Origin of the sequence: Rhodoplanes sp. (genome assembly GCF_013377085.1) — a bacterium.
GTDB lineage: Bacteria > Pseudomonadota > Alphaproteobacteria > Rhizobiales > Xanthobacteraceae > Rhodoplanes.
The window spans coordinates 109,444-135,979 of the sequence record NZ_JACAAX010000002.1 but is presented as its reverse complement, the minus strand read 5'-3'; the positions used below and the strand labels follow the sequence as shown (position 1 = coordinate 135,979).

Annotated in this window: 26 protein-coding genes; 10 read left to right on the top strand and 16 right to left on the bottom strand. The window is 69.0% G+C overall.

Annotation, left to right across the window (positions count from 1 at the left end):
• Positions 1-741 carry a DUF72 domain-containing protein gene (locus HXX10_RS02550; RefSeq protein WP_296519894.1) on the bottom strand — a complete coding sequence of 247 codons (741 nt, stop codon included), beginning with the start codon at positions 739-741 and terminating at the stop codon, positions 1-3.
• A gap of 233 nt (positions 742-974) precedes the next feature.
• On the opposite strand from HXX10_RS02550, the gene proB reads away from it, so the two are divergent.
• Positions 975-2,105, top strand: coding sequence for a glutamate 5-kinase (proB, locus tag HXX10_RS02545; RefSeq protein ID WP_296519892.1), 1,131 nt, complete (start codon positions 975-977; stop codon positions 2,103-2,105).
• A gap of 4 nt (positions 2,106-2,109) precedes the next feature.
• Here proB and HXX10_RS02540 read toward each other — a convergent pair whose 3' ends face one another.
• The 7 genes from HXX10_RS02540 to ccmA all read right to left on the bottom strand — a co-directional run bounded on the left by HXX10_RS02540 (position 2,110) and on the right by ccmA (position 6,021).
• A complete protein-coding gene (locus tag HXX10_RS02540) occupies positions 2,110-2,463 on the bottom strand; it encodes a type II toxin-antitoxin system PemK/MazF family toxin (protein ID WP_296519891.1) in 354 nt (117 codons plus the stop codon).
• A complete protein-coding gene (locus HXX10_RS02535) occupies positions 2,450-2,689 on the bottom strand; it encodes an AbrB/MazE/SpoVT family DNA-binding domain-containing protein (RefSeq protein WP_296519890.1) in 240 nt (79 codons plus the stop codon). The genes HXX10_RS02540 and HXX10_RS02535 overlap by 14 nt, the downstream gene beginning before the upstream one ends.
• Positions 2,690-2,731: 42 nt before the next feature.
• Entirely contained in the window at positions 2,732-3,328 is a 597-nt protein-coding gene (locus HXX10_RS02530) for a DsbE family thiol:disulfide interchange protein (protein ID WP_296519889.1), read from the bottom strand.
• The gene (gene ccmD, locus HXX10_RS02525; protein ID WP_296519888.1) at positions 3,325-3,540 is read right to left on the bottom strand and encodes a heme exporter protein CcmD; all 216 of its coding nucleotides are present in this window, start codon (positions 3,538-3,540) and stop codon (positions 3,325-3,327) included. Before ccmD ends, HXX10_RS02530 begins: the two co-directional genes overlap by 4 nt.
• A 2-nt stretch (positions 3,541-3,542) precedes the next feature.
• The gene (locus tag HXX10_RS02520; protein WP_296519887.1) at positions 3,543-4,277 is read right to left on the bottom strand and encodes a heme ABC transporter permease; all 735 of its coding nucleotides are present in this window, start codon (positions 4,275-4,277) and stop codon (positions 3,543-3,545) included.
• A 216-nt stretch (positions 4,278-4,493) separates the two neighbouring features.
• Entirely contained in the window at positions 4,494-5,162 is a 669-nt protein-coding gene (ccmB, locus tag HXX10_RS02515) for a heme exporter protein CcmB (RefSeq protein WP_296519886.1), read from the bottom strand.
• A gap of 253 nt (positions 5,163-5,415) precedes the next feature.
• Positions 5,416-6,021 carry a heme ABC exporter ATP-binding protein CcmA gene (gene ccmA, locus HXX10_RS02510; protein WP_296519884.1) on the bottom strand — a complete coding sequence of 202 codons (606 nt, stop codon included), beginning with the start codon at positions 6,019-6,021 and terminating at the stop codon, positions 5,416-5,418.
• A gap of 227 nt (positions 6,022-6,248) precedes the next feature.
• Here ccmA and acnA point away from each other — a divergent pair, with 227 nt between their 5' ends.
• The 3 genes from acnA (at position 6,249) to HXX10_RS02495 (ending at position 11,123) form a co-directional block, all read left to right on the top strand.
• Entirely contained in the window at positions 6,249-8,954 is a 2,706-nt protein-coding gene (gene acnA / locus HXX10_RS02505) for an aconitate hydratase AcnA (RefSeq protein ID WP_296519882.1), read from the top strand.
• 423 nt (positions 8,955-9,377) lie between these two features.
• Positions 9,378-10,172 carry a thioredoxin family protein gene (locus tag HXX10_RS02500; RefSeq protein WP_296519880.1) on the top strand — a complete coding sequence of 265 codons (795 nt, stop codon included), beginning with the start codon at positions 9,378-9,380 and terminating at the stop codon, positions 10,170-10,172.
• Between the two features lie 570 nt (positions 10,173-10,742).
• Complete coding sequence (locus HXX10_RS02495; protein WP_296519879.1) at positions 10,743-11,123, top strand: DUF2794 domain-containing protein; 381 nt, start codon at positions 10,743-10,745, stop codon at positions 11,121-11,123.
• A 32-nt stretch (positions 11,124-11,155) separates the two neighbouring features.
• On the opposite strand, the gene HXX10_RS02490 is transcribed toward HXX10_RS02495, so the two are convergent.
• The 6 genes from HXX10_RS02490 to HXX10_RS02465 form a co-directional block, all read right to left on the bottom strand.
• Positions 11,156-11,692, bottom strand: a complete 537-nt coding sequence (locus tag HXX10_RS02490; protein WP_296519877.1) for a GNAT family N-acetyltransferase — start codon at positions 11,690-11,692, stop codon at positions 11,156-11,158.
• Positions 11,693-11,786: 94 nt separating this feature from the next.
• Positions 11,787-12,542 carry a Bax inhibitor-1/YccA family protein gene (locus HXX10_RS02485; RefSeq protein ID WP_296519876.1) on the bottom strand — a complete coding sequence of 252 codons (756 nt, stop codon included), beginning with the start codon at positions 12,540-12,542 and terminating at the stop codon, positions 11,787-11,789.
• Between the two features lie 156 nt (positions 12,543-12,698).
• The gene (locus HXX10_RS02480) at positions 12,699-14,321 is read right to left on the bottom strand and encodes an ABC transporter substrate-binding protein (RefSeq protein WP_296519874.1); all 1,623 of its coding nucleotides are present in this window, start codon (positions 14,319-14,321) and stop codon (positions 12,699-12,701) included.
• 138 nt (positions 14,322-14,459) lie between these two features.
• Positions 14,460-15,281 carry a Bax inhibitor-1/YccA family protein gene (locus HXX10_RS02475; RefSeq protein ID WP_296519871.1) on the bottom strand — a complete coding sequence of 274 codons (822 nt, stop codon included), beginning with the start codon at positions 15,279-15,281 and terminating at the stop codon, positions 14,460-14,462.
• A 192-nt stretch (positions 15,282-15,473) separates the two neighbouring features.
• Positions 15,474-18,059: an FtsX-like permease family protein gene (locus HXX10_RS02470; RefSeq protein ID WP_296519870.1), complete on the bottom strand. Its 2,586-nt coding sequence runs from the start codon at positions 18,057-18,059 to the stop codon at positions 15,474-15,476.
• Entirely contained in the window at positions 18,056-18,787 is a 732-nt protein-coding gene (locus HXX10_RS02465) for an ABC transporter ATP-binding protein (RefSeq protein WP_296519868.1), read from the bottom strand. The genes HXX10_RS02470 and HXX10_RS02465 overlap by 4 nt, the downstream gene beginning before the upstream one ends.
• A 175-nt stretch (positions 18,788-18,962) precedes the next feature.
• Between HXX10_RS02465 and HXX10_RS02460 the strand changes: the two genes are divergently transcribed.
• Together HXX10_RS02460 and thpR are read left to right on the top strand one after the other, a co-directional pair.
• A complete protein-coding gene (locus HXX10_RS02460) occupies positions 18,963-19,613 on the top strand; it encodes an arylesterase (protein WP_296520059.1) in 651 nt (216 codons plus the stop codon).
• 43 nt (positions 19,614-19,656) lie between these two features.
• The gene (gene thpR, locus HXX10_RS02455) at positions 19,657-20,214 is read left to right on the top strand and encodes an RNA 2',3'-cyclic phosphodiesterase (RefSeq protein ID WP_296519865.1); all 558 of its coding nucleotides are present in this window, start codon (positions 19,657-19,659) and stop codon (positions 20,212-20,214) included.
• Positions 20,215-20,243: 29 nt separating this feature from the next.
• Here the strand turns inward: thpR and HXX10_RS02450 are convergent, their stop codons facing one another.
• Positions 20,244-20,564 (bottom strand): hypothetical protein, encoded by a 321-nt coding sequence (locus tag HXX10_RS02450; protein WP_296519864.1) that lies wholly within the window; start codon positions 20,562-20,564, stop codon positions 20,244-20,246.
• Between the two features lie 206 nt (positions 20,565-20,770).
• Entirely contained in the window at positions 20,771-21,376 is a 606-nt protein-coding gene (locus HXX10_RS02445; RefSeq protein WP_296519862.1) for a GNAT family N-acetyltransferase, read from the bottom strand.
• 403 nt (positions 21,377-21,779) lie between these two features.
• Between HXX10_RS02445 and zapE the strand changes: the two genes are divergently transcribed.
• The 4 genes from zapE to sucD all read left to right on the top strand — a co-directional run bounded on the left by zapE (position 21,780) and on the right by sucD (position 26,317).
• Positions 21,780-22,952: a cell division protein ZapE gene (gene zapE, locus HXX10_RS02440; RefSeq protein ID WP_296519859.1), complete on the top strand. Its 1,173-nt coding sequence runs from the start codon at positions 21,780-21,782 to the stop codon at positions 22,950-22,952.
• A gap of 216 nt (positions 22,953-23,168) precedes the next feature.
• A complete protein-coding gene (mdh, locus tag HXX10_RS02435; protein ID WP_296519857.1) occupies positions 23,169-24,134 on the top strand; it encodes a malate dehydrogenase in 966 nt (321 codons plus the stop codon).
• Positions 24,135-24,263: 129 nt separating this feature from the next.
• Positions 24,264-25,433 (top strand): ADP-forming succinate--CoA ligase subunit beta, encoded by a 1,170-nt coding sequence (gene sucC, locus HXX10_RS02430; RefSeq protein WP_296519855.1) that lies wholly within the window; start codon positions 24,264-24,266, stop codon positions 25,431-25,433.
• A complete protein-coding gene (gene sucD, locus HXX10_RS02425) occupies positions 25,433-26,317 on the top strand; it encodes a succinate--CoA ligase subunit alpha (protein WP_296519853.1) in 885 nt (294 codons plus the stop codon). The genes sucC and sucD overlap by 1 nt, the downstream gene beginning before the upstream one ends.
• Positions 26,318-26,536: the final 219 nt, after the last annotated feature.

Genomic DNA, 26,536 nt, shown 5'->3' with positions numbered 1-26,536 from the left:
TCAGGTCTCGGCCAAAATCTCCATCAGGCGCTGCGCATCGTGCGGGGCGGCGCTCTTCTGCTCGTTGTCGAAATAGACGTAGACGGTGCGCATCTGGTGCCGCCAGGTGCGGATATGGTCGGCCCACTCGCGCAGCGTCGCGTCCGGGTAGCGGTCGTGATGGTCGCCTTCCGGCCCGTGGCCGCGCACATAGACGTGGCGCGCCGTCAGCTCCCACGGGGCGCGGGCGTCGCGATGGTCGGACAGGCACAGCGCGACGTCATGCTTGCGCAGCAGGTCGTAGACCTCGTCGTCGAACCAGCTCGGGTCGCGCACCTCGAGCACATAGGGCCGGCCGGGCGACAGCAGGCCGAGGAAAATCTGCAGGCGCTCGCGGTCGAGGATGAAGCGGGCCGGAAGCTGGAACAGCACCGGCCCGGCCTTGCGGCCGAGCGCGTCGAGCCGTGTCTGCATCAGCGCCAGGCTGTCTGCGGTGCGCGGCGACAGTCGCTTCCAGTGGGTGATGAAGCGCGATGCCGTCCAGGAGAACACGAAGTTGTCCGGCGTCTGGTCGCGCCAGGCCGACACCGCGGCGAGCGGCGGCGTGCGGAAGAACGAGCCGTTGATCTCGGTCGAGTTGAAGCGGCCGGCGTACCAGGCGAGCCATTTCCGCTTCGGCAGGTCGTCGGGAAAGAACACGCCGCGCCAGCCGTCATGGCTCCAGCCCGACGTGCCGATATGGACCATGGTCGTCACGGGCACGGCGTGGCCTCCTGGTTCGAGGGCGCTCCTCGGGGCGGCACCGCGATGCCGCCTTCAGGGTAAACCCCTGGGCCGTAATTCGGTTTCCGCTGCGTCGCGGAGCGTATCCCGACACCGTCGCGGCGCTGGCGCCGGACCGTGCGGCAGCCCTGCGACCGGCTCGATTGCCAAACCCGGCCTCGGTATGGGATGGCATGCCCATGTCGTCCTCCGTCACGCTCAGAAGTCCGCGCATGTCTGGTACGCCGCCCGCCCTGACCGATTTCGGCCGCATCGTCGTCAAGGTCGGCTCATCGCTTCTGGTCGACGTCGAGGCCGGCGGCGTGAAGGAGGCCTGGCTCGCCTCGCTGGTCGAGGATCTCGCCGGCCTGCATCGCGACGGCCGCGACGTGCTGGTGGTCTCCTCGGGAGCGGTCGCGCTCGGCCGCTCGCTGCTGCGGCTGCCCAAGGGGCCGCTCGCCTTGGAGGACAGCCAGGCCGCCGCCGCCATCGGCCAGATCGCGCTCGCCCGCATCTGGGCCGAGGCGCTCGGCCGCCACGGCATCACGGCCGGGCAGATTCTCGTCACGCTCGGCGACACCGAGGAGCGCCGCCGCTATCTCAATGCCCGCTCGACCATCGCGCGGCTGCTCGACTGGCGGGCCGTGCCGGTGATCAACGAGAACGACACGGTGGCGACCAACGAGATCCGCTACGGCGACAACGACCGGCTCGGCGCCCGCGTCGCCACCATGGCGAGCGCCGACCTGCTGGTACTCTTGTCCGACATCGACGGGCTCTACACGGCGCCGCCCGGAATCGACCCGAGCGCGACCCTGATCCCGGTGGTCGAGCGCATCACCCCGGAGATCGAGGCGATGGCCGGGGATTCGGCCTCGGAGCTCTCCAAGGGCGGCATGCGCACCAAGATCGAGGCCGGCAAGATCGCCACCACGGGCGGCACCCACATGGTGATCGCCTCCGGTCGGATCGAGCACCCGCTGCGCGCCATCGCCGAGGGCGGCCGCGCCACCTGGTTCCTGGCCGCCGGCAACCCGGTGACGTCGCGCAAGAAATGGATCGCCGGCTCGCTGGAGCCGAAGGGCACGCTGACGATCGACGCCGGCGCCGTGGCGGCGCTGCGGCGCGGCAAGAGCCTGCTGCCGGCCGGCATCGTGCGCATCGAGGGCGAGTTTTCACGCGGCGATGCCGTGCTGGTGCGCGGGCCGGACGGCTTCGAGATCGGCCGCGGCCTGGTCGCCTACGACGCCGCCGACGCCGAGCGCATCCGCGGCCACTCCTCCGGCGACATCGCCGGCATTCTCGGCACACACGGCCGCACCGCGATGATCCACCGCGACGATCTGGTGCTGGGGCAGGGGTAGCGCGTCAGCTCAAGAACGCGTCCAGGGCGGTGCCGACGGCGTCGGCGGTTGCGACATCGAGCGAGCCGATACGACGGAGTATTCGGCTCGTATCGATGCAGGCGATCTTGGCGGGTCGGACGACCGACAGCGCAGTGAGCCCGGTGGCCGCAGGATCGACCATGTCGACATCGCAGTCCCAGCCCTTGTTTTCGGCGCTGGTGATCATCGCCACCCAGACGAGGCCCAAAGCTGCAAGACGCGAGTTGGAGATGACCAGCGCCGGGCGACGCTTTTCAGCGAGTCGATCTGCATAGGGGAACGGGACGACCACGACGTCCCAGCGCGCGTAGGCCGTGCCGGGATCAGAGGTCGGCATAGGCCTTTTCGTCAGCCTCACTCGACCATTCGGTAAAGATCGCGAACGGGTCCTCGACCTCCTCGAGCCGTGCCTTGTCCAGGATCACGCCTTCGGGCGACAACCGATAGCGAAGAGTATCTCCCGGCTGGAGTCCGAGCCGTTCCCGTACTTCTGCTGGAACGACCGTTTGGCTCGCTGCCGAGATTGTCGAGTAAACCGAGTGTCGTGTCGGCTCTTGTCCCATACCGGTAGGATATGATCCGGACGTCGGCCGTCAAGGAGGGCGCTACGACCCCGCAGCCAAAACCTTGGCGATGGCGGGTCGCAGTACCGTGTCGAGATTGTTCGCCGTGACCGGGCCGACCAGCTTGTAGGCGACGGTGCCGTCGCGGCCGATCACGAAGGTCTCGGGGACGCCGTAGACGCCCCATTCGATGCCGGCACGGCCGCGCAGGTCGGCACCGGTCGCCGCATAGGGATTGCCGTAGCGCTCCAGGAACCGGATGGCGTTGCTCGGGTCGTCCTTGTAGTTCAGCCCGACGATGCGGATGCGCTTGTCCTCGGCGAGCCGCATCAACAGCGGCGCCTCGTCCCGGCACGGCACGCACCACGACGCCCAGACATTGAACACCGTGACGGCGCCCTTCAGGTCGGCGGCCGTGACGCCGGGCACCGGCTGGCCGTCGCGCGTCAGCCCGGCGATGCCGGGCAATTCGGTGACGGGCGCGGCGCGGCCGATCAGGGCGGAGGGCAGGGCAGCGGGATCGCCGGCGCCGAGCCGGTAGAGAAACAGGGCGGCCACGCCCAAGAACACCGCGAGCGGCAGCAGCACAAGCCAGCGCCGGCGGGCGCCGGCCGGCGGGTCGGAGGGCAACGCCGTCATGCCGTGGTCTCCTTGACCGGATCGGCCGGCGATGTCGGCAGCCGCGGCTCGGCGGAGCGGCGGCGCACGCCGCGCGCCTCGAGATCGGCGAGCAGGCGGGTCTGGCGGCCGTGATCGATCCACACCGAGCCGATCAGGGCCATGACCACGACGAGCGTCACCGCATAGGAGGCGACGATGAACACCGCATGGGGGCCGAGACCGAGGTCCATGCTCAGGCTCCCCGCGCCGTCTGCGCCTGCAGCAGGCGCAGCGTGCGCACCCGCCGGCGCAAGACCTCGTTGCGCATGGCGCCGAGATGCAGCGCGACGAACAGCAGCGTGAAGGCGATCGTCATCGCGAGCAGCGGGATCAGGATGGCCGGGTGGATGGTCGGGCCGCCGAGCCGCACCACCGAGGCGGGCTGGTGCAGCGTGTTCCACCAGTCGACCGAGAACTTGATGATCGGCAGGTTGAGGGCGCCGACCAGGGTGAGGATGGCGGCGGCGCGGCCGGCGCGGGCCGGGTCCTCGACGCTGCGCCACAGCGCCAGCAGGCCCAGATACATGACGAACATCACCAGCACGGAGGTCAACCGCGCGTCCCACACCCAGTAGGTGCCCCACATGGGCCGGCCCCACAGGGCGCCCGTCAGCAGGCAGACGAACGTGAAGGCGGCGCCGAGCGGGGCGGCCGTCTTGGCGGCGACGTCGGCCAGCGGATGGCGGAACACCAGGGTGCCGAGCGCCGAGATCGTCATCATGCCCCAGCAGAACATGCCGAGCCATGCGGCCGGCACGTGAATGAACATGATCTTGACGGTGGCGCCTTGCTGGTAGTCGTCGGGCGCCTCGAAGGCGCCGTTGAGCGCGAACGCGAAGGCGAGCACGGTCAGCGCCGTCAGCCAGGGCAGCACCCGGTCGACGATGCGCAGGAAGCGGGTCGGATTGGCAAGGTCGATCCAGGCCATTTCTGTCTCTTAGTCCGCACGTCCTGGCGGCGCAATGCGACACTTCTACGGAGCTTTCGTCACCTCCCCCTGGGTGTCGCGGCTTCGCCGCGACGGGGAGGTCGGACCGCGAAGCGGTCCGGGAGGGGGTGACAGGCGAAGCCTGTGTTCGCGGCTTCACCCCACCCCGACGCGCTGCGCGCGTCGATCATCCCCCTCGAGGGGAGGGTGAGGCGCTCACTCCATCCCCTGTCGCAGCGTCGCGCCGGCCGCGAAGGGGCCGACCACGAGGCTCGCGAGCGTCAGGGCGCACAGGATCGTGAACGGGGTGCCGAACGGCACCGGGCCGACCACGGCGGCATTGGAGGCGGCGACGCCGAAGATCAGCACCGGCACGGTGAGCGGCAGAACCAGGACCGGCAGCAGCAGTCCGCCGCGGCGCAGCGCGGTGGCCAGCGCCGCCCCGATCAGGCCCGTGAAGGTGAGGGCCGGGGTGCCGACCAGCAGCGTCAGGGCGACGGCCCCGATGGCGGCCGGCTCCAGATTGAGGAACAGGCCGAGCACCGGTGCGGCGATCACCAGCGGCAGGCCGGTGGTGAGCCAGTGGGCCAGGCCCTTGGCGGCGACGGCGAGCTCGATCGGCAGGCGCCCCATCAGGATCAGGTCGAGCGAGCCGTCGTCGTGGTCGGCGGCGAACAGGCGGTCGAGCGCCAGCAGTGAGGCGAGCAGCGCCCCGATCCACAGGATCGCCGGGCCGATCCGGCGCAGCAGCTCCAGATCCGGCCCGATGGCGAACGGCATCAGGGTGACGACGGTGAGGAAGAACAGCACCCCCATCATGGCGCCGCCGCCGACCCGCAGCGCGATCCGCATGTCGCGGACCAGGAGGGCGCGCAGCGCCGTCATGGGGAGACTCCGGAGTGGCGGAAGAGGCGCGCTATCGCTGCGGCCGAGATCGTGGCCACCCCCCTCCCTGTCCCTCCCCCACAAGGGGGGATGGAACGCTGGAGCCGCGACGTCGTCGCGCTCGGACCAGAGGTGCTCGTGATCGGGCTCTGCATCGAAACATGCCGCAGCCGGCTCCCTCCCCCCTTGTGGGGGAGGGGTGGGGAGGGGGGTAAGCCCGGATCGCGGAGCAAGTGAGCAGCACACGTCCCGCTCATGCCCGTCCTCCCAGCCGCAGCTCGCGGGTGCCGGCGAGGCCGAGCGGGCCGTGGGTGGCGGCGAGCAGCAGGCCGCCGCCGGCGAGGTGCGCGGTCATCAGCGCGGCGAGGCGTTCCTGCGAGGCGGCATCGAGGGCCGAGGTCGGCTCGTCGAGCAACCACACCGGCCGCTCGACGGCGACCAGCCGGGCGATCGACAGGCGCCGGCGCTGCCCGGCCGAGAGGTAGCCGGCCGGCAGATCGGCGATCTCGTCGAGCGCGACCGCGGTGAGCGCCTCGGCCATCGCAGCCCGCTCGCCGTCGAGGACGTCGATCCAGAAGCCGAGATTCTCGGCGACCGTCAGGGACGGCTTCAGGGCGTCCTGGTGGCCGAGATAATGCGCCTGCTCGGGGACCGTCAGCTCGGGGTCGCCGCCCTCCAGCGCGACCAGGCCTTCGGTCGGCCGCACCAGCCCGGCGATCAGCCGCAACAGCGAGCTCTTGCCCGCCCCGTTGGGTCCGAGGAGAATCAGTGCCTCGCCCTGACCGACCCGGAAGTCCAGCCCGGCGAAGATCTCGCGTTGCCCCCGCACGCAGGCGAGATCGCGTCCGATCAAGTCCATGGCCGTTCCGACATGACCCCCGGCCGGCCGGTCGAAGGCCGCCCTCCGCTTCGTCTTGTTTAGAACATCGATGATGTAGCAGAATTCCAAGAAAGCTCTTATAAGCCGTTCGTGCCCAAGATCTCCAACCCGACGACACCCCGGCGCCGTATCACAGGCGATCACTATCGCCCCGGGGCGATCTCGTCGACAGGCAGTCCGGCGCCCGCCGGAATGGAACAGGCCTCATGACCGCAATCGACAGCTTCAAATGCACCCGGACCCTCAAGGTCGGCACCAAGAGCTATGTCTATTACAGCTTGCCGGTCGCCGAGAAGAACGGCCTCAAAGGCATCGCGCGGTTGCCCTTCTCCATGAAGGTGCTGCTTGAGAATCTGCTGCGCCACGAGGACGGCCGCACGGTCACCAAGGACGACATCCTGGCCGTCGCGGCTTGGCTGAAGAAGCGCACCTCGACGCGTGAGATCGCGTTCCGCCCGGCCCGCGTCCTGATGCAGGACTTCACCGGCGTGCCGGCCGTGGTCGACCTCGCGGCGATGCGCGACGCCATGAAGGCTCTCGGCGGCGATTCCAAGAAGATCAACCCGCTGGTGCCGGTCGACCTGGTCATCGACCACTCGGTCATCATCAACTATTTCGGCGACAACGACGCCTTCAAGAAGAATGTCGACGAGGAGTACAAGCAGAACCAGGAGCGTTACAAGTTCCTGAAGTGGGCACAGCGCTCCTTCGAGAATTTTCGCGTTGTTCCTCCGGGAACCGGCATCTGCCACCAGGTCAATCTCGAATACCTGTCGCAGACGGTGTGGAGCGCCAAGGGCAAGGCCCTGGTCGGCGGTAAGACCGTGACGGCCGAGATCGCCTATCCGGACACGCTGGTCGGCACCGATTCGCACACCACCATGGTCAACGGCCTCTCCGTGCTCGGCTGGGGCGTCGGCGGCATCGAGGCCGAGGCTGCGATGCTCGGCCAGCCCTATTCGATGCTGCTGCCCGAGGTGATCGGCTTCCGGCTCGACGGCAAGCTCAAGGAGGGCGTGACGGCGACCGACCTGGTGCTGACCGTCACCCAGATGCTGCGCAAGAAGGGCGTCGTCGGCAAGTTCGTCGAGTTCTTCGGCCCCGGCCTCGCCGGCTTGACCATCGCCGACCGTGCCACCATCGGCAACATGGCGCCCGAATACGGCGCCACCTGCGGCTTCTTCCCGATCGACGAGGACACGATCGAGTTCCTGACCGGCACGGCCCGCACCACCGCGCGGGTTGCGCTGGTCAAGGCCTATGCCAAGGCGCAGGGCATGTACCGCACCCGCAGCACGCCGGACCCGGTGTTCACCGAGGTGCTCAAGCTCGATCTCGCCAAGGTCGAGCCGTCGCTCGCCGGACCGAAGCGGCCGCAGGACCGGGTGCCGTTGAAGAAGGTGAAGGCCGGCTTCGCCGCCTCGCTCGCCGACGAGTTCGGCAAGACCGAGGGGGCCGACAAGCGGTTCGAGGTGGAAGGCCGCGACCACGATCTCGGCCACGGCGACGTGGTGATCGCGGCGATCACGTCGTGCACCAACACGTCCAATCCGAGCGTCATGCTCGGCGCCGGCCTGCTCGCCAGGAAGGCGGTGGCCAAGGGCCTCAAGGTGAAGCCCTGGGTGAAGACCTCGCTCGCGCCTGGCTCGCAGGTGGTCGGCGAGTATCTCGCCAAGGCCGGCCTGCAGAAGGACCTCGACAAGCTCGGCTTCAACCTGGTCGGCTTCGGCTGCACCACCTGCATCGGCAATTCGGGTCCGCTGCCGGCGGAGATTTCCAAGGCCATCAACGAGAACGACCTGGTCGCCGCGGCCGTCCTGTCGGGCAACCGCAACTTCGAGGGCCGGGTCAATCCGGACGTGCGGGCGAACTATCTCGCCTCGCCGCCGCTGGTGGTCGCCTACGCCATCGCCGGCAACATGAACTTCGATCCGGTCAAGACCCCGCTCGGCGTCGACAAGGCCGGCAAGAAGGTCTTCCTCAAGGACATCTGGCCGACCAACCGCGAGATCGCCGCGGCCGTCAAGAAAAGCGTCACCCGGCAGATCTTCGCCAAGAAGTATGCCGACGTGTTCAAGGGCGACGCCAACTGGGGCAAGATCGGCGTCAAGGGTGGCCTCACCTACGGGTGGGACATGGGCTCCACGTATGTGCAGAACCCGCCCTATTTCGACGGCATCGGCAAGACGCCGGCGGCGACCACGGATGTCGTCGAGGCGCGGGTGCTCGGTCTGTTCCTCGATTCGATCACCACCGACCACATCTCGCCGGCCGGTTCCATCAAGCTGACGTCGCCGGCGGGCCAGTACCTGACCGAGCACCAGGTGCGGCCGGTCGACTTCAACCAGTACGGCACGCGGCGCGGCAACCACGAGGTGATGATGCGGGGCACCTTCGCCAATATCCGCATCAAGAACCAGATGGTTCCGGGCGTCGAGGGCGGCGTCACCATCCACTACCCGTCCAAGCAGCAGATGCCGATCTACGACGCGGCGATGCGCTACCAGACCGAGAAGGTGCCGCTGGTGGTGTTCGCCGGCAAGGAGTACGGCACCGGCTCGTCGCGCGACTGGGCCGCCAAGGGCACGGCGCTGCTCGGCATAAGGGCCGTGGTCGCGCAGTCCTTCGAGCGCATCCACCGCTCCAACCTGATCGGCATGGGCGTCGTCCCGCTGGTGTTCGAGGAGGGCACCTCGTGGAAGACGCTCGGGCTGAAGGGCGACGAGCGGGTCACGCTGCGCGGGCTGGGCGCCACCCTCGAGCCGCGCCAGACGCTCGAGGCGGAGATCACCTCGGCCAACGGCAAGGTCCAGAAGGTGCCGCTGATCTGCCGCATCGATACGCTCGACGAGCTCGAATACTTCCGCAACGGCGGCATTCTGCACTACGTGCTGCGCCAGCTCGCCGCCTGACGGACGACGGTTCGAATGCTGCGGCCGCCGCGCTCGCGCGGCGGCCGTTCCGTGTGTGTCCCACGCACCACTCGCCATCCTCGCCCGTACGGGCTAACACGGCCTCACCGCGAAGTGAGTGGCGGGTGAGCGGGGCGGCGTCTATCCCAGGTCCAGGCATCGATTCCACCCGTGCTGCACATCGCCCTTCGAGGGGTCCTGCGGTCCAGCGCAACGGACCGATCGGCTCGCCGCCGCGCCGGTGAAGCCCAAAACAAAACGGCGAGGTTCAGTATGACGACGAGGCACGCGCTCATCTCCGGCGGTCTCGTCATTGCTCTCGCCGGGGCCGCGCTGCCGTCGGCCGCGTCGGCGCAATCGGGCACCACTCCGCCCTCCGCCGACCCATTGCCTGCGACGCGGTCCCTCTCCGCACCCCCTCCCGTGACCTCGTCCCCGGCCTCGGCCGGCGGCCCGCAATTGTCGTCGGCACATACCACCCCGGTCCAGTCGCTCGGGGCGCAGACCCGCGCCGTGGTCGAGCTGTTCACCAGCCAGGGCTGCTCGTCCTGCCCGGCCGCAGACCGGGTGCTCGCCGAGCTGAAGAAGGACCCGACCCTGATCGCCGTCAGCATGCCGGTGACCTACTGGGATTACCTGGGCTGGAAGGACACGCTCGCCGATCCGCGCCACACGGCGCGCCAGGCCGCCTATTCGCATGCGCGCGGCGATCGCGCCGTCTACACGCCGCAGGTCATCGTCAACGGCACCCTGCCGGTGCTGGGCAGCGACAAGGCCGCCATCGAAGGCGCCATGGCGAAAAGCCGCGCCCGCGGCGCCGCCCTCTCGGTTCCGGTCCGGCTGTCGGTCGCCGACGGCAAGGTGTCGGTGAGCACCGAGGCGCCCAAGGGCGGCGTGGCCGCGGGAGTGGCGATGGCCGGGCCCCCGGCGGGCGCGCCCGCTGCCGCAATGGCCGGCGAGGTGTGGCTGCTCGGCGTCTCCTCGGCCGTGGAGGTTGCGGTCGGACGCGGCGAGAACAACGGCCGCACCATCGTCTACAGCAATGTGGTGCGGCGCTGGCACAAGCTCGGCGACTGGACGGGCGGCCTGCGCTCCTGGTCGGTGCCGGTCGGCGAGGTCGCCGGCGACAAGGTCGACGCCGTCGCGGTGCTGATCCAGGGCGGCAGCTCCACCGCGCCCGGCACCATTTTCGGCGCTGCCTTCGAGCGGCTGAAGTAGCTCTTCTCGCGTCGTTCAGACCGGCCGCCGCGGCATCGCTGCCGGCGCCGCGGTCGCATGGCCCGAGACCGGACACACGCCGAAACGAAAAAGGCCGGCGGGGAGCCGGCCTGTCTCGCTGCAGATCATGGGTGCGGAAATCATGGCGCCGCTGTCCTGATGCGGGGGTCTCGGAGACAGGCGCCTTGGCGACAGGGTCCGGCCCTTACGAGCCCGGGGGGCTGGGGGGCTGAGGAACCGGTTCTCTTCTTGGACCGGACCCTATGCCAATCCTCATAAGATGCCAGCCCGGCTCGACCGCGGCGAGGCCGAAATCCGGCAGCATTATGAAGCGTCTAACGAACGCGTGATCGTTTCGTGAGGCGCCGTGACAGGGCCGGCAGTAGCGGGCTCGATCTGCCGCTGCGGCGTTGCGTCGTCGTCGGTCCACCCGTCCACCGCGTGATGATCCGGCAGCGCCGCAATGCCGCTGCGGCGCGACGCGATACTTGCCCTCGTCGGGTCCCGGCGCGATCATGACGGTCTCGTGACCACATCACCCGACCATACCAGCCGACCAGGAGGAGCCGCATGAGCCTCGAGCTTGGCGACACGGACCCGAGCGAGTCCCGCGGGGGCGAGGGAGCGGGCTTCGCCTCCGTCCCGGCCAGCCCCGCCCGCGTGACCTTCAGCAGGCCCGAGCTGTCCCGCATTCTCGGCCTCTACGGCCGCAAGGTCGCGTCGGGCGAGTGGCGCGACTACGCCATCGACTTCCACAAGGACCGCGCCGTCTTCTCGGTCTTCCGGCGCAGCGCCGAGGTGGCGCTCTATCGCATCGAGAAGAACCCGAAGCTGTCGCGCCGCCAGGGCGCCTACCGGGTCGTCTCGGCGACCGGATTGATCGTCAAGGTCGGCCACGAGCTCGACCGCGTGCTGCGCGAGCTCGACAAGGCGAGCCTCAGGGTCGTGTAGGGGCGGCGGCACCGCGCCGAAGGGCCCGTCCGTCAGGGCGGGTTCGTGGCGCCGTCGCCGAGCGCACGCTGCATCATCACCGAGCCGAGCCAGCGGTCGAACTTCCGGCCGACCCCCTCGAGGATGCCGACCAGCCGGAAGCCGGCATCGCGGTGCAGCTCGATCGAGGGAATCTGCTCGGCGTCGCCGATCACCGCAATCATCTGGCGGAAGCCGCGCCTCTCGCTCTCCACCAGCAGCCGGAACAGCAGCGCGCGGCCGAGCCCGGCCCGCATCGCCGTCGGGGCGACATAGATCGAGTCCTCGACCGTGAAGCGATAGGCCGGCCGCAGCCGGTACGGCCCCGCATAGGCGAAAGCCAGCACGGTCCCCTCGCTCTCGGCGACCAGATAGGGATGCCCGCTCGCCTGCAAGGTCGACAGGCGGCGCGCCATCTCGGCCTCGGCGGGCGGATCGACCTCGAACGAGGCGGTGCCGTGCATCACCGCATGCGCATAGATGGCCGTGACCGCCGGGATGTCGGCGAGGGTCGCGGGACGGAAGGTCGTCGGTGCCGGCGTCAGCGTCATGATTCGCCGATAATGCCGCTTTTCGGCGAAGTCCGAAAGAAAACGCCCCGGCCGGGGCCGGGGCGTCGTGCGGTTCAGTCATGGTGCAGCGCGATCAGCGGCGGTCGCCGACCAGCCGCAGCAGCATCAGGAACAGGTTGATGAAGTCCAGGTAGAGCGACAGCGCGCCCATCACGGCCTTGCGGCCGGCGACGGTGCCGTCGTCGTTCACGTCGTACATCTCCTTGATCTTCTGGGTGTCCCAGGCGGTGAGCCCGGCGAAGATCAGGACGCCGGCGGCCGACAGGGCCCAGTCGAGCCCGCTCGACTTCAGGAAGATGTTCACCAGGCTGGCGATGATCAGGCCGAACAGGCCCATGATCAGGAACGAGCCCATCCCGGAGAGGTCACGCTGGGTCGTGTAGCCCCACAGGCTGAGCGCCCCGAACGCGGCCGCCGAGATGAAGAACACCCGAGTGATCGACGACGCCGTGTAGACCATGAAGATCGAGGCGAGCGACAGGCCGAGCAGCCCCGCATAGACGAAGAACAGCAGGCGGGCCGTGCTGGCCTGCAAGCTGTTGATGCGGAAGCTCATGAAGAACACCAGCCCCAGTGGGGCGAGCACCAGCACCCACATCAGAGGGCTGCCGAACATCGCCTGCCCGAACGAGGTCAGGCCGGTGATGTTGCCGGCCGCGTCGGTGATCACGGCCATCTGGAAGGTGAGCCAGGCGGTGATGCCGGTCAGCGCGACGCCGCCCGCCATGTAGTTGTAGACGGTGATCATGTGGGCGCGCAGGCCCGCATCGACCGCAGCAGCCCGGCCGGCGCCGGGGAAGGCTGCGACATTCCGGTCGAAGTCCGACATCTATCTCTCCGTGTGGACCCTTGAGCCCTGGCCCCACGCGGACATTCGCGCGCGGCCGAGTACGTCCCAATCTAGTGCGCCATCGGGGCGCGCGCTAGGCGGGTGCAACGCCTTGTCGCGCCGGCCGAAATCGACCGGCCCGAAAGGCCGCGATGATTACGACTTGGTAAACTGGCGGAAGTCCGGCTCGCGGTGGAACCAGAACTGATAGCCGCCGACGGACTTCTGGGTGGCGACGTCGTGGATCGGCTGGTTGAGCGGGACGATCGGAACCTCCTGCATGCAGAGCGTGATGAAGTCGGTCACGGCCTTGGCGTACTCGACCTTGTCCTCGGTGAAGCGCGCCCGGTCGATCAGCTTGTCCATCTCGGGGTTCCTGTAGGCCGAGATGTTGAAGATCGAGTTGTTGCCGTGCAGGTTCCAGTAGAAATAATACTCGGGATAATCGAGCCAGCCGCTGAAGCGGTTGAGCACCAGCGGCAGCTCCTTCCGGTTCAGCGTCGTGCGCCAGTTCGCGCCGGGGATCTTGTCGATCGCGGCGCGCACGCCGATCTTGGCGAGGCTTTCCTGGATCAGGACCGCGGTCGGCTCGCCGACGGTTCCGGTGCCGACATCGAGCGACAGCGTCGTGTCGAGGCCGTTCGCGAAGCCCGCTTCGGCCATCAACGCCTTCGCCTTGGCGAGATCGGTCCGGTAGGGGAACGGCTGCGGCCATACGGGCTTCTCGGCCGTGGCCGGCCCGCCATGCATCGGGTTCGCGCGCCCGAAGAACGCGCTGGCCTGGATGTCGTCGTAAGGCACCGCCCAGGCGATCGCCTGGCGCAGCTTGGCGTTGTCGAACGGCGGCTTCGCGGTGTTCAGCGCCAGATACCAGAGCGCGTTCGGGATCGGCACGCCGGTGACCCTGACCTTCCCTTCCTTGATCATCTGGTCGAAGTCTTTCGGCGGAAAGCCGGTCGACAGGTCGGCGTCGCCGCGCTCCAGCATCGCGCGGCGGGTGCCGGGCGAGGGCACGTCGCGCGCGATGATGCGACGGATTTTCGGCAGCGGCCCGCTCTTCCAGGCGTCGAAACGCGTCAGGATCGTTTCGCTGCCGGGCTTCCAGCTCTCCACCCTGTAGGCGCCGCCGCCGGCCTCGTTCTGCTTGAGCCAGGCGAGTGCCCAGGGATCGGCCTCGGTCGCGTTCTTCCTGGCGAGCTCGGAATTGATGACGAACGGCACCACGACCGCGAGGTTGAACATCAAGAGCTTGTCCTTGCGGACGAAGTCCACCCGGAACGTGTGGTCGTCGACCGCGACGAACTGCTCGCGCTTCTCCAGGCTGCCGGCCGACATCTGGAAGGTCGGGAACCCGCCGACCGAGACCGAGCGGTCGAACGACCACTTCACGTCCCTGGCGGTCACCGGCGTGCCGTCGTGGAAGGTCGCATCCCGGCGCAGCTTGAACGTGCAGGACATCCCGTCCGAGGCGATCTGCCAGCTCGCCGCGAGCTCGGGCGCCAGCACCTCGCGGTCGTAGGACGGCGTGCCGTCGGGGAGCGTCTTCGTGCCGTAGGTCATCAGCCGGTCATAGCAATTCCACGCCACGCCGTTGACGGTCTGGTTCGAGCCGACGCCCTGCATGTCGAGGCTGTTCGGCCCCAGCTCCTGCACGACCAGCAGCGTTTCGGCGCGCGCGCCCTGCGCAAAGGCGGTTCCGCCGCCGGCAAGCATCAGGCCGGCCGCACCGGTCGTCTGGAGGAATTGGCGGCGATCGAGCCACGAACCAAATACCGGCACCGAAAATCTCCTGCTGTCCCGAGGGTCGCGCAACGCGCAGCCTAAAATGAATGCAAGAGCCGTACCGGGTCGCGCCGGCCGGGCACAAAAAAGCCCCGGCCGAGCCGGGGCTTTTTCGCAGACCGGATGTCGGCCGAGCTATTCGTCGCGCTGCCCGAGGAGCTGCAGCAGCAGCGTGAACAGGTTGATGAAGTCGAGATAGAGCGACAGCGCGCCCATGATGGCAGAACGCTCCATCACGTCTCCCTCCATGGCGCCGTAGATGTACTCGCTCTTCAGCCGCTGGGTGTCGTAGGCGGTGAGCCCCGCGAACACCAGCACACCGATCATGGAGATCAGGAACTGCATCATCGTCGAGCCGAGGAAGATGTTCACGACGCTGGCGATGATGATGCCGAACAGGCCCATGATCAGGAACGAGCCCATGCCGGTGAGATCGCGCTGGGTGGTGTAGCCCCACAGCGACAGCGCGCCGAACGACGCGGCCGTGATGAAGAACACCCGCACCACCGAGGTGTGCGTGAACACCATGAAGATCGAGCCGAGCGACAGGCCGACCAGCGCGGCGTAGAGCCAGAACAGCATCTGCGCGGTCGCTGGGCGCATGCGCTCGACGCCGAACGAGAGCGCGAAGACGAGGCCGAGCGGCGCCAGCATGACGAGCCACTTCAGCGGGCTGACGAAGACGGCGTAGCCGATCGGCGTCAGATACATGCTGCCGATGCGGGCCGGGCCTTCGACGCCGCCGCGCAGCACGGCTCTGGCGGCCGCCGCCGGATCGCCCGTGACCGACAGCATGTAGATGCCGAGTGCAGCACATCCGGTGATCGCGAGGCCCAGCACCATGTAGTTGTAGACGCGCAGCATGTAGGCGCGCAGGCCGGCATCGATCGCGGCCGCTTCGGCACGGCTCACCGTCCCGTAAGGCGCTCCGATGGTGTTACGCTCGTAGTCCGACATCGTCGAACCCCCTTCTCGTGTTGTCCGCCTCCGCGGCGTGTCGCCCCGCGGTTCGAGCTCGTTCGATCGCGCCCACTATATGCGATCGGACCCCGAATCCCGGCGGCGACGGATTGTCGCAAAGCCGGAATTTCCATTCATAATCGAGCATTTGCGCGCGGCGTGTTGTCGCAAAGAAGGGTGCCGGAAGGGTTAAAGCGCTCTCAACACCGCAGCCGGCTTGCGTCCCAGCGCCGCCACGGTGCCTACGAGCCCGCAGGCGATCGTCACGGCGAGTGCGATCAAGGCTGCAACCACGGCCGAGCCGGCCTGCCAGGTGAAGGGCAGCGTCATCAGGTCGGTCACCACCCGCCAGCCGGCGATCGAGCCGGCGGCGACCCCGAACAGCACGGCGGCGCCGCCGATCAGCAGGTATTCCAGCAGATAGGCGGCGAGGAGCTGGCGTCGCGTCGCGCCGAGCGTCTTCAGCACGACGGCGTCGTAGACGCGGTGGCGGTGGCCGGCCGCCAGCGCGCCGCCGAGCACCAGCACGGCCGAGACCAGCGTGATGGCGCTCGCCGCCTGCACGGCGCGCACCAGGTTGGCGATCACGCCGGCGATCTGGTCGAGCGCGTCCTTGACGGGCACCGGGGTGATGCCTGGCCAGGTGTCGGCCACCGCGTTGAGGAGCACGGCCTCGGCGGTCGGCGAGCCGCCATCCGAAAACGTCACGGTGGCGATGTCGGTATGCGGCGCCCCGGCGAAGGCGCCGGGCGAGAACACCAGGACGAAATTGATGCCGAGCGACTGCCAGTCGACGGTGCGGATGTTGGCGATCTTCGCCGCGATGTTGCGGCCGAGCACGTTGACCGTGACGGTGTCGCCGATCGTCAGGCCGATGCCGTCGGCGATCTTCTTCTCCAGCGACAACAGGGGTGGACCCTTGTAGTCCGCGCCCCACCAGGTGCCCGCGACGATGCGCGAGCCGGCCGGCACCGTGCCCGCATAGGTGATGCCGCGGTCGCCGTGCAGGGCCCAACTCGCATCGGGGCGGATCTTCAGATCCTCGGCCTTGACGCCGTTGGCCGCGACGATGCGGCCGCGCAGCATCGGCACCCGCTCGAAGGTGGCACCCGGCGCCTGCGCTTTGACGAAGGCGTCGAAGCGCGGCGCCTCCTGGCTCGGAATGTCGAGGAAGAAGAACGACGGCGCGCGCTCCGGCAGCGCCGCGGTGAACTGCTGGCGCAGATTGCCGTCTATCTGCAGGATGGTGACGAGCAGCGCCATGCCGAGGCCGAGCGAGATCACCACGGTCGGGGTCAGGGCGCCGGGCCGGTGGATGTTGGCGATGGCGAGGCGCAGCACGGCCGAGCGCGGCCGCGGCGCCCGGCGCGCGATCTGCATCACGCCGGAGGCGACGAGGCGCAAGAGCAGCAGCACGGCGACGGCGCTGGCCACGAACGCGGCGGCGATGCGGCGGTCGTAGGAGGCACCGATGGCGAGCGCTGCAAGCGCGGCGCCTGCCAGCAGGGCGGCTGCCATGTAGCGCCGGCGCGGGCGGCGCTGGTCCGGCATCACGGCGTCGCGGAACAGCGCCGACACCGGCACGTCGTGGGCGCGCCCGAGCGGCCAGGCCGAGAAGGTCACGGCGGTGAGCAGGCCGTAGAGCAGCGCCAGCGCCAGCACGTCGGCATGGAGCGCGGGGGCGAGCGGCAGCGGCAGCACGCTGCCCAGCGCCGCCGCGAGGCCGAACGGCATCACGGCGCCGAGGGCGAGGCCGATCACGCCGCCGAGCGCGGCCAGCAGCAGGATCTGCACCAGATAGAGGCCGACCACCTCGGTGCCGGTGGCGCCGAGCGATTTCAGGGTGGCGATGGTGTCGCGCTTGCGGTCGAGATAGTGGCGGGTCGAGTTGGCGACACCGACGCCGCCGACCAGCAGGGCGGTGAGGCCGACCAGCGTGAGGAACTGGGCGAAGCGGTCGATGTTGCGCTCGAGCTGCGGCGAGGCGTTGCCGCTGGCACGGATGTCCCAGCCGGCGTCGGGGAAGCGGCGGTTCGCCGTCTCGGTGAGGGCGTCGGCGGCGGCGATCGGATCGCTGCCGGCGAGGCGCAGGCGATAAATCCAGCGCACCAGGCTGCCGGGCTGGAGCAGCGCGCTCGCCCGCAGGGCCTCGTCGCCGACCATCAGGCGCGGCCCGAAGCCGACGCCGCCGGCGAGGCGGTCCGGCTCTCGCACCACGGTCGCCTTCAGCACCAGCGTCACCGCGCCGACCGTCACGCGGGCGCCGGGCGACAGACCGAGCCGCGCCAGCAGCAGCGGATCGGCGACCGCGCCATAGGCGTCGCCGTCGCGGGCGAGAAGCTTTGACAGCGGCGCCGGCGGGTCGGTCTCCATCGCGCCGAAAAGCGGGTAGGCGGCATCGACTGCCTTCAGCTCGACCAGCGTCGAGCGCCCGTCCACCGTGCGAGCCAGCGCCCGCAGCGCCGCGGCAGCCGAGAGATCGCCGGCGCGGGACAGAAACGCATGCTCGTCGGCATTCGTCTCGCGCTGCACCAGCGTGAACGAGATGTCGCCGCCGAGGATGGCGCGGCCCTGCTGAGCGAGTCCTTCCGTGAGGCTGCGTGAAAGGGAGCCGACGCCCGCGATGGTCATCACGCCGAGCGCCATGCAGGCGATGAACACGCCGAAGCCGCGCAATCCGCCGCGCAGGTCGCGCCCGGCGAGCCGCACCAGCGTGCGCCAACGCCCGCCGCTTCTCGCGCGACTCGGCGACAGGTCGGCGTCGACGGCCGTCATGGCGATACGGCCGCGCGCTCGGGAGCGCCGACCTCGATGCGGCCGGAGCGCATCGGCACCACCCGGTCGCAGCGCGAGGCGAGTGCCGCGTCGTGGGTGACCAGCACCAGCGTCATGCCGCGCTCGGCCTGGCGGGCGAACATCAGATCGACGATGCCGCGGCCGGTCGCCTCGTCGAGATTGCCGGTCGGCTCGTCCGCCACCAGGATTTTCGGTGCCGGCGCCAGCGCGCGGGCGAGCGCGACGCGCTGCTGCTCGCCGCCCGAGAGCTGCGAGGGATAATGGCCGAGCCGCTCCGCGAGGCCGACCGCGGCGAGCTCGGCGCGGGCGATGTCGAAGGCGTCGCGGTTGCCGGCCAGCTCCAGCGGCACGGCGACGTTCTCGATCGCCGTCATGGTCGGGATCAGGTGGAAGGACTGGAACACTATGCCGATTTTTCGGCCGCGGAACCGCGCGAGATCGTCCTCGTCGAGACGGCCGAGGTCGGTGCCGTCGACCACCACGCGCCCCGAATCCGGCCGCTCCAAGCCGGCCAGCACCATCAGCAGGGTGGATTTTCCCGAGCCCGACGGTCCGGTGAGGCCGATCGCCTCGCCGTGGCCTATATCGAGGGCGATGTCCTTGAGGATGTGGACCCGCGCCGCATCCCGTCCGAGCGCGAGATCGACGCCGGACAGCGAGATGGCGGGAGCGAGGGAGCGGATGATCGTGGAGCTGGTGTCGTCCATCATAAGGTCTGTGCTGCGCGAACCGTGCCTGCGCGATCCGGGGTTGCGCAAGCCGGACTTGCGCGAGGCGAGGCTGCCGGCCGGCCGCGACCCGTCGCCGGGTTCGCGACGGGAGCCTCCCTCATATGGGGCTCCGGGCCGCCGGGTCCAGCCGCCGGCGCGATTGCGCGCCGTGGTGGCGGCGGCCGTTCTGCTCGCCGGGACGGCTGCCGCCGGGGCGGCCGAGCCTGGCCCGGCCGGGCCGCTGCGCATCGTCGCGTTGGGGGATTCGCTGGTCGCGGGCTACGGCCTGCCGCCCGGCGACGGCTTCACGGCGCAGCTCCAGAAGGCGCTCGCGGCCAAAGGTCACACGGGCGCCCGTGCCGTCGAGATCGTCAATGCCGGCGTCTCGGGCGACACCGCCCAGGACGGCCTCGCCCGGCTCGACTGGGCGCTTCCCGACGATGCCGACGCCGTGCTGGTCGAGCTCGGCGCCAACGATGCACTGCGCGGCATCGACCCGGCCGTCACCCGCAAGGCGCTCGACGAGATCCTGCGCCGGCTGACCGCGCGCGGCATTCCGGTGCTTCTGTGCGGCATGCAGGCGCCGCCCAATCTCGGGCCGGACTACAAGACCGCCTTCGACCCGCTGTTTCCGGCGCTCGCGGCCACCCACAAGGTGCCGCTCTACCCGTTCTTTCTCGACGGCGCGGCGGCCGAGCTCGGCCTCAACCAGCCGGACGGGATGCATCCCAACGCCGCCGGCGTGAAGACCATCGTCGCGCGCATTCTTCCGGCGGTCGAGGCCCTGGTCGACCGCGCCGCGGCGCGCCGCGACCGTTCGTGAGCCGCCCGCTGCCGTTCCGCTCGCTTCGTTCTATGAGCCCGCCATGCCGAGACTGTTCACCGCCGTCGAAATTCCCCCCGCCGTCGGCGACGCACTGGGGATGCTGCGCGGCGGCCTGCCGGGCGCCCGCTGGATCGACCCGGAGAACTACCACCTGACGCTGCGCTTCATCGGCGACATCGACGATGCGCTCGCCCGCGACGTCGCCCAGGTGCTGGACGGCGTCACGCGGGCGCCGTTCGATCTGCGCCTCGATGGTCTGGACGCCTTCGGGGGCCGCAGGCCGCGCGCCGTGATCGCGGCAGCATCGGCGAGCCCGGCGCTCGTCGAGCTGCAGGCCGAGCACGAGCGGCTGTTCCGGCGCATCGGGCTTGCGGCGGAGGGTCGCAAGTTCTCGCCGCATGTCACGCTGGCGCGGCTGCGCGCCAGCTCGGCCCGCCAGGTCGCCGACTATCTGACCACCCGCGCCGGCTTCCGCTCGGCGTCGTTCCGGGTCGATCGCTTCGTGCTGTTCTCGTCGCGCGCCTCGGTCGGCGGCGGGCCCTATGTGGTCGAGGCCGCCTATCCGCTGGGCGCGGCCGCCGTCGCGGGCGGCGCGTGAGCGGACCGATCAGCGGAGCGGTCGTTCGTTCAGACGCTGCGGTCCACGACTTGGCCGGTGGATTGGTCGCCGCCGGCCTGGAGACGCTGCTTGATCGCGTCCGCGATGGATTTCTCGACCGCCGTCCGGGCGTCCGGGTCCATGGCCGCGAGGGCCTCTTCGGTGAGCCCCATCTGCTTGAGGAGCGATTCGCGAAGCCGCTCCGCCGGCGTCTTCTTGACCTCCTTCAGGAACTCGGTCTCGGCGGTGTTCTTTTCGAGCGGCTTCGAGACTTTGCCTTTGCTCACCTCGCTCGCCGAGGAGGATGACGAGGACGACGAGAAGAACGACGATCCGATCGAAATGGTCATGCAGGCCTCCACGTTCATGGGGACGGCCACGCAAATTGCGAACCACGTCCTTCGGCTTGGAAACGTGAAGAAACAATGGGCCGGCCGGCGGCGCTGCCCGCCCGGACGGTCGGTCGAAATTGCCGATGTGGCAGGATCTGCAGGCTTTCGTCGGCCCCCCGCGGCAGGCGGCAGCAATGGCCTGCCGGCACCGAGGAGGGGCGCGGCTACGTCGCCGATGACGAGGAGGAGGACGGACCGGATGGCTTGAGCAGGCGGGACTGCAGGTCGATGCAGGCGGCCGCGAAGCTGTGGCCGTCGGCGAGGAGCTCCTGGATCAGCGACAGCGGGGTCGGGCGCGGATTCTGAACCTTGCCGACCACGGTGCCGAAGTCGAACGAGAACTCCGTTGCGAACTTGCGGGCGAGCTGCTGCATCCGGTGGTTCTCGGACAGGCAGGCGACGTGCATGAGGTTGATCGAGCGGTTGCGTGCGGCCAGCAGGCAGCGCTCCAGCAGCGCCGATCCGACACCGTGGCTCTGCCACCTTTTTTCGACGCTGAAGGCGGCCTCGGCCTCGCGGCTCGTCACCGGGGGCATCAGGCGCAGGTCGGCCGCGCCCCGCAGAATTCCGTCGACGAAAAAGCCGTGGATGATGGTGTCGGTGGCGTTCAGCGTTTCCGCATAGGCGCGGACCATCTCGTCCGAGACGGCGCCCCCGAAGCGGCTGCGACGGCTGTCGGCGTCGAGGCGCAAGAGATGGTCCCGGTAGGCATGCGCCTCCATGGGCCAGAGCTTGCGGATCAATCCACCTTCGACAAATACGACCTGCATTCCGGGGCTCCTGCGCTGTTCGCGTCTTCTGTCCCCGGACGTTCCCCCAATTTCCTGTGCCGGACGTTGCCGGCGATACGCTTATGGTGCAGTGCAATATGGTGGCGTCGAACTGGAATGCCAGGGCAGTATCTCAGTGCCGACGACACCGAGATTTGATCCAACGTAAGAAAACGGACGAAATTCCCGTTATCCGAGAAGACTTCGACGAAAGTCTAAAGCCGATTGTGGGCGCCGCAGCAAAACACCGGACCGTCCTCGCGGCTTGCCTGCACCGAGCCGGAAGACCGGCGCCGGCAGCCCGCCGAGAGGGGCCCATTCCGGCGCCAAGCCCAACGATCCGCTTGTGGAACGCCGGCCTCCCCCGCTATCTGAGGGTGCCAGCCCCGGTCGGAAACCCGCCTTGTCCATTACCGAGCGATATGCGGCCCTCGTCGCCGCCGGAGAGATCGAGCGCGACCGCGCTCAACTGCGGATCGTCGAGGCGCTCGGCGAATTGCAGGAGCGGCTGATCACCGACCGGATCGCCAAGAAGTCGTCGGCACTCGGCTGGCTGTTCGGCGGCCGCGACACCAAGCGGCCGCCGTTCGTGCGCGGGCTCTACCTCCATGGCGAGGTGGGGCGCGGCAAGACCATGCTGATGGACCTGTTCTACGGCACCAGCCGGGTCGAGCGGCGCCGCCGCGCCCATTTCCACGAGTTCATGGCCGACGTGCACGAGCGCGTCCACGTCTATCGGCGCCGCCTCAAGGCCGGCGACATCCCGGGCGGCGACCCGATTACGCTGACGGCCGGCGATCTCGCAGACGAGGCCTGGCTCCTGTGCTTCGACGAGTTCCACGTCACCGACATCGCCGACGCCATGATCCTGGGGCGGCTGTTCACCCGGCTGTTCGCGCTCGGCGTCGTGGTGGTCGCCACCTCCAATGTGGCGCCCGGCGATCTTTACAAGGACGGGCTCAACCGGGCCCTGTTCTTGCCCTTCATCGGCCTGCTCGAGGAGCACATGGAGGTGCTGCGGCTCGACGCCCGCACCGACTATCGCCGCGAAAAGCTCGCCGGCGTGCCGGTCTGGCACACGCCGGCCGACGCCCGCGCCGATGCCGAGCTCGACGATGCCTGGCGGCGCCTCACCCACGGTCACGAGACCGCCGACCACACCATCACGGCGAAGGGCCGCGTGCTGCGGGTGCCCCGCTCCGGCATGGGGGCGGCGCGGTTCTCGTTCCACGCCCTGTGCGAGCAGCCGCTCGGCGCCTCCGACTATCTGCGCATCGCCCGCGAGTTCCACACCATCGTGCTCGACCACGTGCCGGTGATGGACTTCCCCAAGCGCAACGAGGCCAAGCGGTTCATCGCCCTGATCGACACGCTCTACGACCAAGGCGTGAAGCTGGTCGCCTCGGCCGAGGCCGAGCCCGAGGGGCTCTATCTCGCCACCGTCGGCTACGAGGCGAACGAGTTCAAGCGGACCGCCTCGCGGCTGATCGAGATGGCGTCGGAGTCCTATCTGGAGCTGCCGCACGGGCGACGCGCCGGCCAGTCGGGCGACACCGCCGGGCTGGTCGAGACATGAGCGGCCAAATTCCGCAGCCTCGCCGGGCCGGCCTCGCCGGTGCCGGGCGAACTGTCGACCGGTCTCTTTCGGCGCCGTCGCGTCGACCGCTTCGGCTCGCGGCGAGGCGACGATCACGAGGACCGGCGCGACTTGCCGGCGCGACTTGAACGCACCGCGGGAACGCGTTAACACCCAAAACCCCCACCGGACATCCAGGTCGAGGACTCCCCCACTATGGCACGGCAAAAAATCGCGTTGATCGGCGCGGGTCAGATCGGTGGCACACTGGCCCATTTGATCGGCCTCAAGGAGCTCGGCGACGTCGTGATGTTCGACATCGCCGAAGGGATCCCCCAGGGCAAGGCCCTGGACATCGCTCAGTCCTCGCCGGTCGACGGTTTCGACGCCCGCTATGCCGGCGCCAACTCCTACGAGGCGCTCGAGGGCGCCGCGGTGTGCGTCGTCACGGCCGGGGTGCCGCGCAAGCCCGGCATGAGCCGCGACGACCTGCTCGGCATCAACCTCAAGGTCATGGAGCAGGTCGGCTCCGGCATCCGCAAATACGCGCCGGGCGCCTTCGTGATCTGCATCACCAACCCGCTCGACGCCATGGTGTGGGCGCTGCAGAAGTACAGCGGCCTGCCGAAGCAGATGGTGGTCGGCATGGCCGGCGTGCTCGACTCGTCGCGCTTCCGCTACTTCCTGGCCGACGAGTTCAACGTCTCGGTCGAGGACGTCACGGCCTTCGTGCTGGGCGGGCACGGCGACACCATGGTGCCGCTGATCAAGTACTCGACGGTCGCCGGCATTCCGCTGCCCGATCTGATCAAGATGGGCTGGACCACGCAGGCGCGTCTCGACGCCATCGTCGACCGCACCCGCAACGGCGGCGCCGAGATCGTCAACCTGCTGAAGACCGGCTCGGCCTTCTACGCGCCCGCCGCCTCGGCCATCGCCATGGCCGAGAGCTATCTGCGCGACAAGAAGCGGGTCGTGCCCTGCGCCGCCTATCTCAACGGCGAGTACGGCCTGAAGGACACCTATGTGGGCATCCCGGTGGTGATCGGCGCCAAGGGCGTCGAGCGCATCGTCGAGATCGAGCTCGCCGGGGCCGATCGTGCCGCCTTCGACAAGTCGGCCGAGGCGGTCAAGGGCCTGATCGACGCCTGCAAGAAGATCGCGCCCGACCTCGCGGCCTGACGCGGCCCGGCCGCGACGACAAGCTTCACAGCGACGTCGGAGCGCCCGGCTCATGGCCGCGGCGCTCCGGATGGTAGACCGATCGTGGCAACGCCGTCCGGCGCCGCCGGACACGAGCGAGGTGTGGGCATGAACATTCACGAATACCAGGCCAAGGCCGTGTTGCGGGAATTCGGCGTTCCGACACCGCGCGGGATCGCGGCCTTCTCGGTCGAGGAGGCCGTCAAGGCGGCGCGCGAGCTCGCCTCGGCCGTGACGGTCGTCAAGGCGCAGATCCATGCGGGCGGCCGCGGCAAGGCCGGCGGCGTCAAGGTGGTGAAGTCGGTCGAGGACGTCGAGAGGGAGGCCAAGCGCCTGCTCGGCTCGATCCTGGTCACCCACCAGACGGGGGCGCGTGGAAAAGAGGTGCACCGCCTCTACATCGAGGAAGGCTCGGCGATCGACAAGGAGTTCTACCTGTCGGCGCTGGTCGACCGCGGCACCGGGCGGGTGTCGTTCGTGGTGTCGACCGAAGGCGGCATGGACATCGAGCATGTCGCCGCCGAGACTCCCGAAAAGATCATCTCGTTCTCGGTCGATCCGGCGACCGGCGTGATGCCGCACCATGGCCGCCGCATCGCCCAGGCGCTGGGCCTCAAGGGCGATCTCGCCAAGCAGGCCGAGAGCCTGGTGGCCAAGCTCTACGAGGCGTTCCTGGCCAAGGACATGAGCATGCTCGAGGTCAACCCGCTGGTGGTCACCAAGTCCGGCCAGCTCGTCTGCCTCGACGCCAAGATCAGCTTCGACTCCAATGCCCTCTATCGCCACCCGGACATCGTCGCGCTGCGCGACCTGACCGAGGAGGACGAGAAGGAGATCGAGGCCTCCAAGCACGACCTCAACTACATCGCGCTGGACGGCACGATCGGCTGCATGGTCAACGGCGCCGGCCTCGCCATGGCGACCATGGACATCATCAAGCTGTACGGCGAGTCGCCGGCCAACTTCCTCGATGTCGGCGGCGGCGCCAGCAAGGACAGGGTGACGGCGGCGTTCAAGATCATCACGGCCGATCCCAACGTGAAGGGCATCCTGATCAACATCTTCGGCGGCATCATGCGCTGCGACGTGATCGCGGCCGGCGTCGTCGAGGCCGTCAAGGAGGTCGGGCTGCCGGTGCCGCTGGTGGTGCGGCTGGAAGGCACCAATGTCGACCTCGGCAAGAAGATCATCGCCGAGTCGGGTCTCAACGTCGTGTCGGCCGACGACCTCGACGACGCCGCCCAGAAGATCGTCAAGGCCGTGAAGGGAGCCGTCTGATGTCCATCCTGATCGACCGCAACACCAAGGTCATCTGCCAGGGCTTCACCGGCAAGAACGGCACCTTCCACTCGGAGGCGGCGATCGCCTACGGGACCAAGATGGTCGGCGGAACCTCGCCCGGCAAAGGCGGCTCGACCCATCTCGGCCTGCCGGTGTTCGAAACCGTCGCCGAGGCGAAGGAGAAGACCGGGGCTGGCGCTTCCGTCATCTACGTGCCGCCGCCCGGCGCCGCCGACGCGATCTGCGAGGCGATCCAGGCCGAGATCCCGCTGATCGTCTGCATCACCGAAGGCATCCCGGTGCTCGACATGGTGCGGGTGAAGCGGGCGCTCGAGGGCTCCAAGTCGCGCCTGATCGGCCCGAACTGTCCGGGCGTGATGACGGCCGACGAGTGCAAGATCGGCATCATGCCGGGCAACATCTTCAAGCCCGGCTCGGTCGGCATCGTATCGCGCTCCGGCACGCTGACCTACGAGGCGGTGTTCCAGACCACCCAGGTCGGCCTCGGCCAGACGACCGCGGTCGGCATCGGCGGTGACCCGGTCAAGGGCACCGAGTTCATCGACCTGCTGGAGATGTTCCTGGCCGACGAGAAGACCAAGTCGATCGTCATGATCGGCGAGATCGGCGGCTCGGCCGAGGAGGAGGCCGCCCAGTTCCTGGCCGACGAGGCCAAGCGCGGTCGAAAGAAGCCGGTGGTCGGCTTCATCGCCGGCCGCACCGCCCCGCCCGGCCGCCGCATGGGCCATGCCGGCGCCATCATCTCGGGCGGCAAGGGCGATGCCGACTCCAAGATCGCCACCATGGAGGCCTGCGGCATCACGGTGTCGCCGTCCCCGGCCCGGCTCGGCACCACGCTGGCCGCGCTGCTGAAGGGCTGACGCGGTCGGCCAGTGTCCCGGCCACCGCCGGGACCGCCTGCGCCCCACGCACAAAGAAGAGCGCCGTGACCCGTCACGGCGCTCTTTTCATGTCGAGTGTCCCACCGCGGGTTACCGGCACTGTGCATAGCCGCGAGGTGCGGCGGCCCGCGGCGTGTCGGCATCGGCTGGGTGTCAGCGGCCGATGAACTCGTGTTCAATCCTAACCCGATTCTTCGC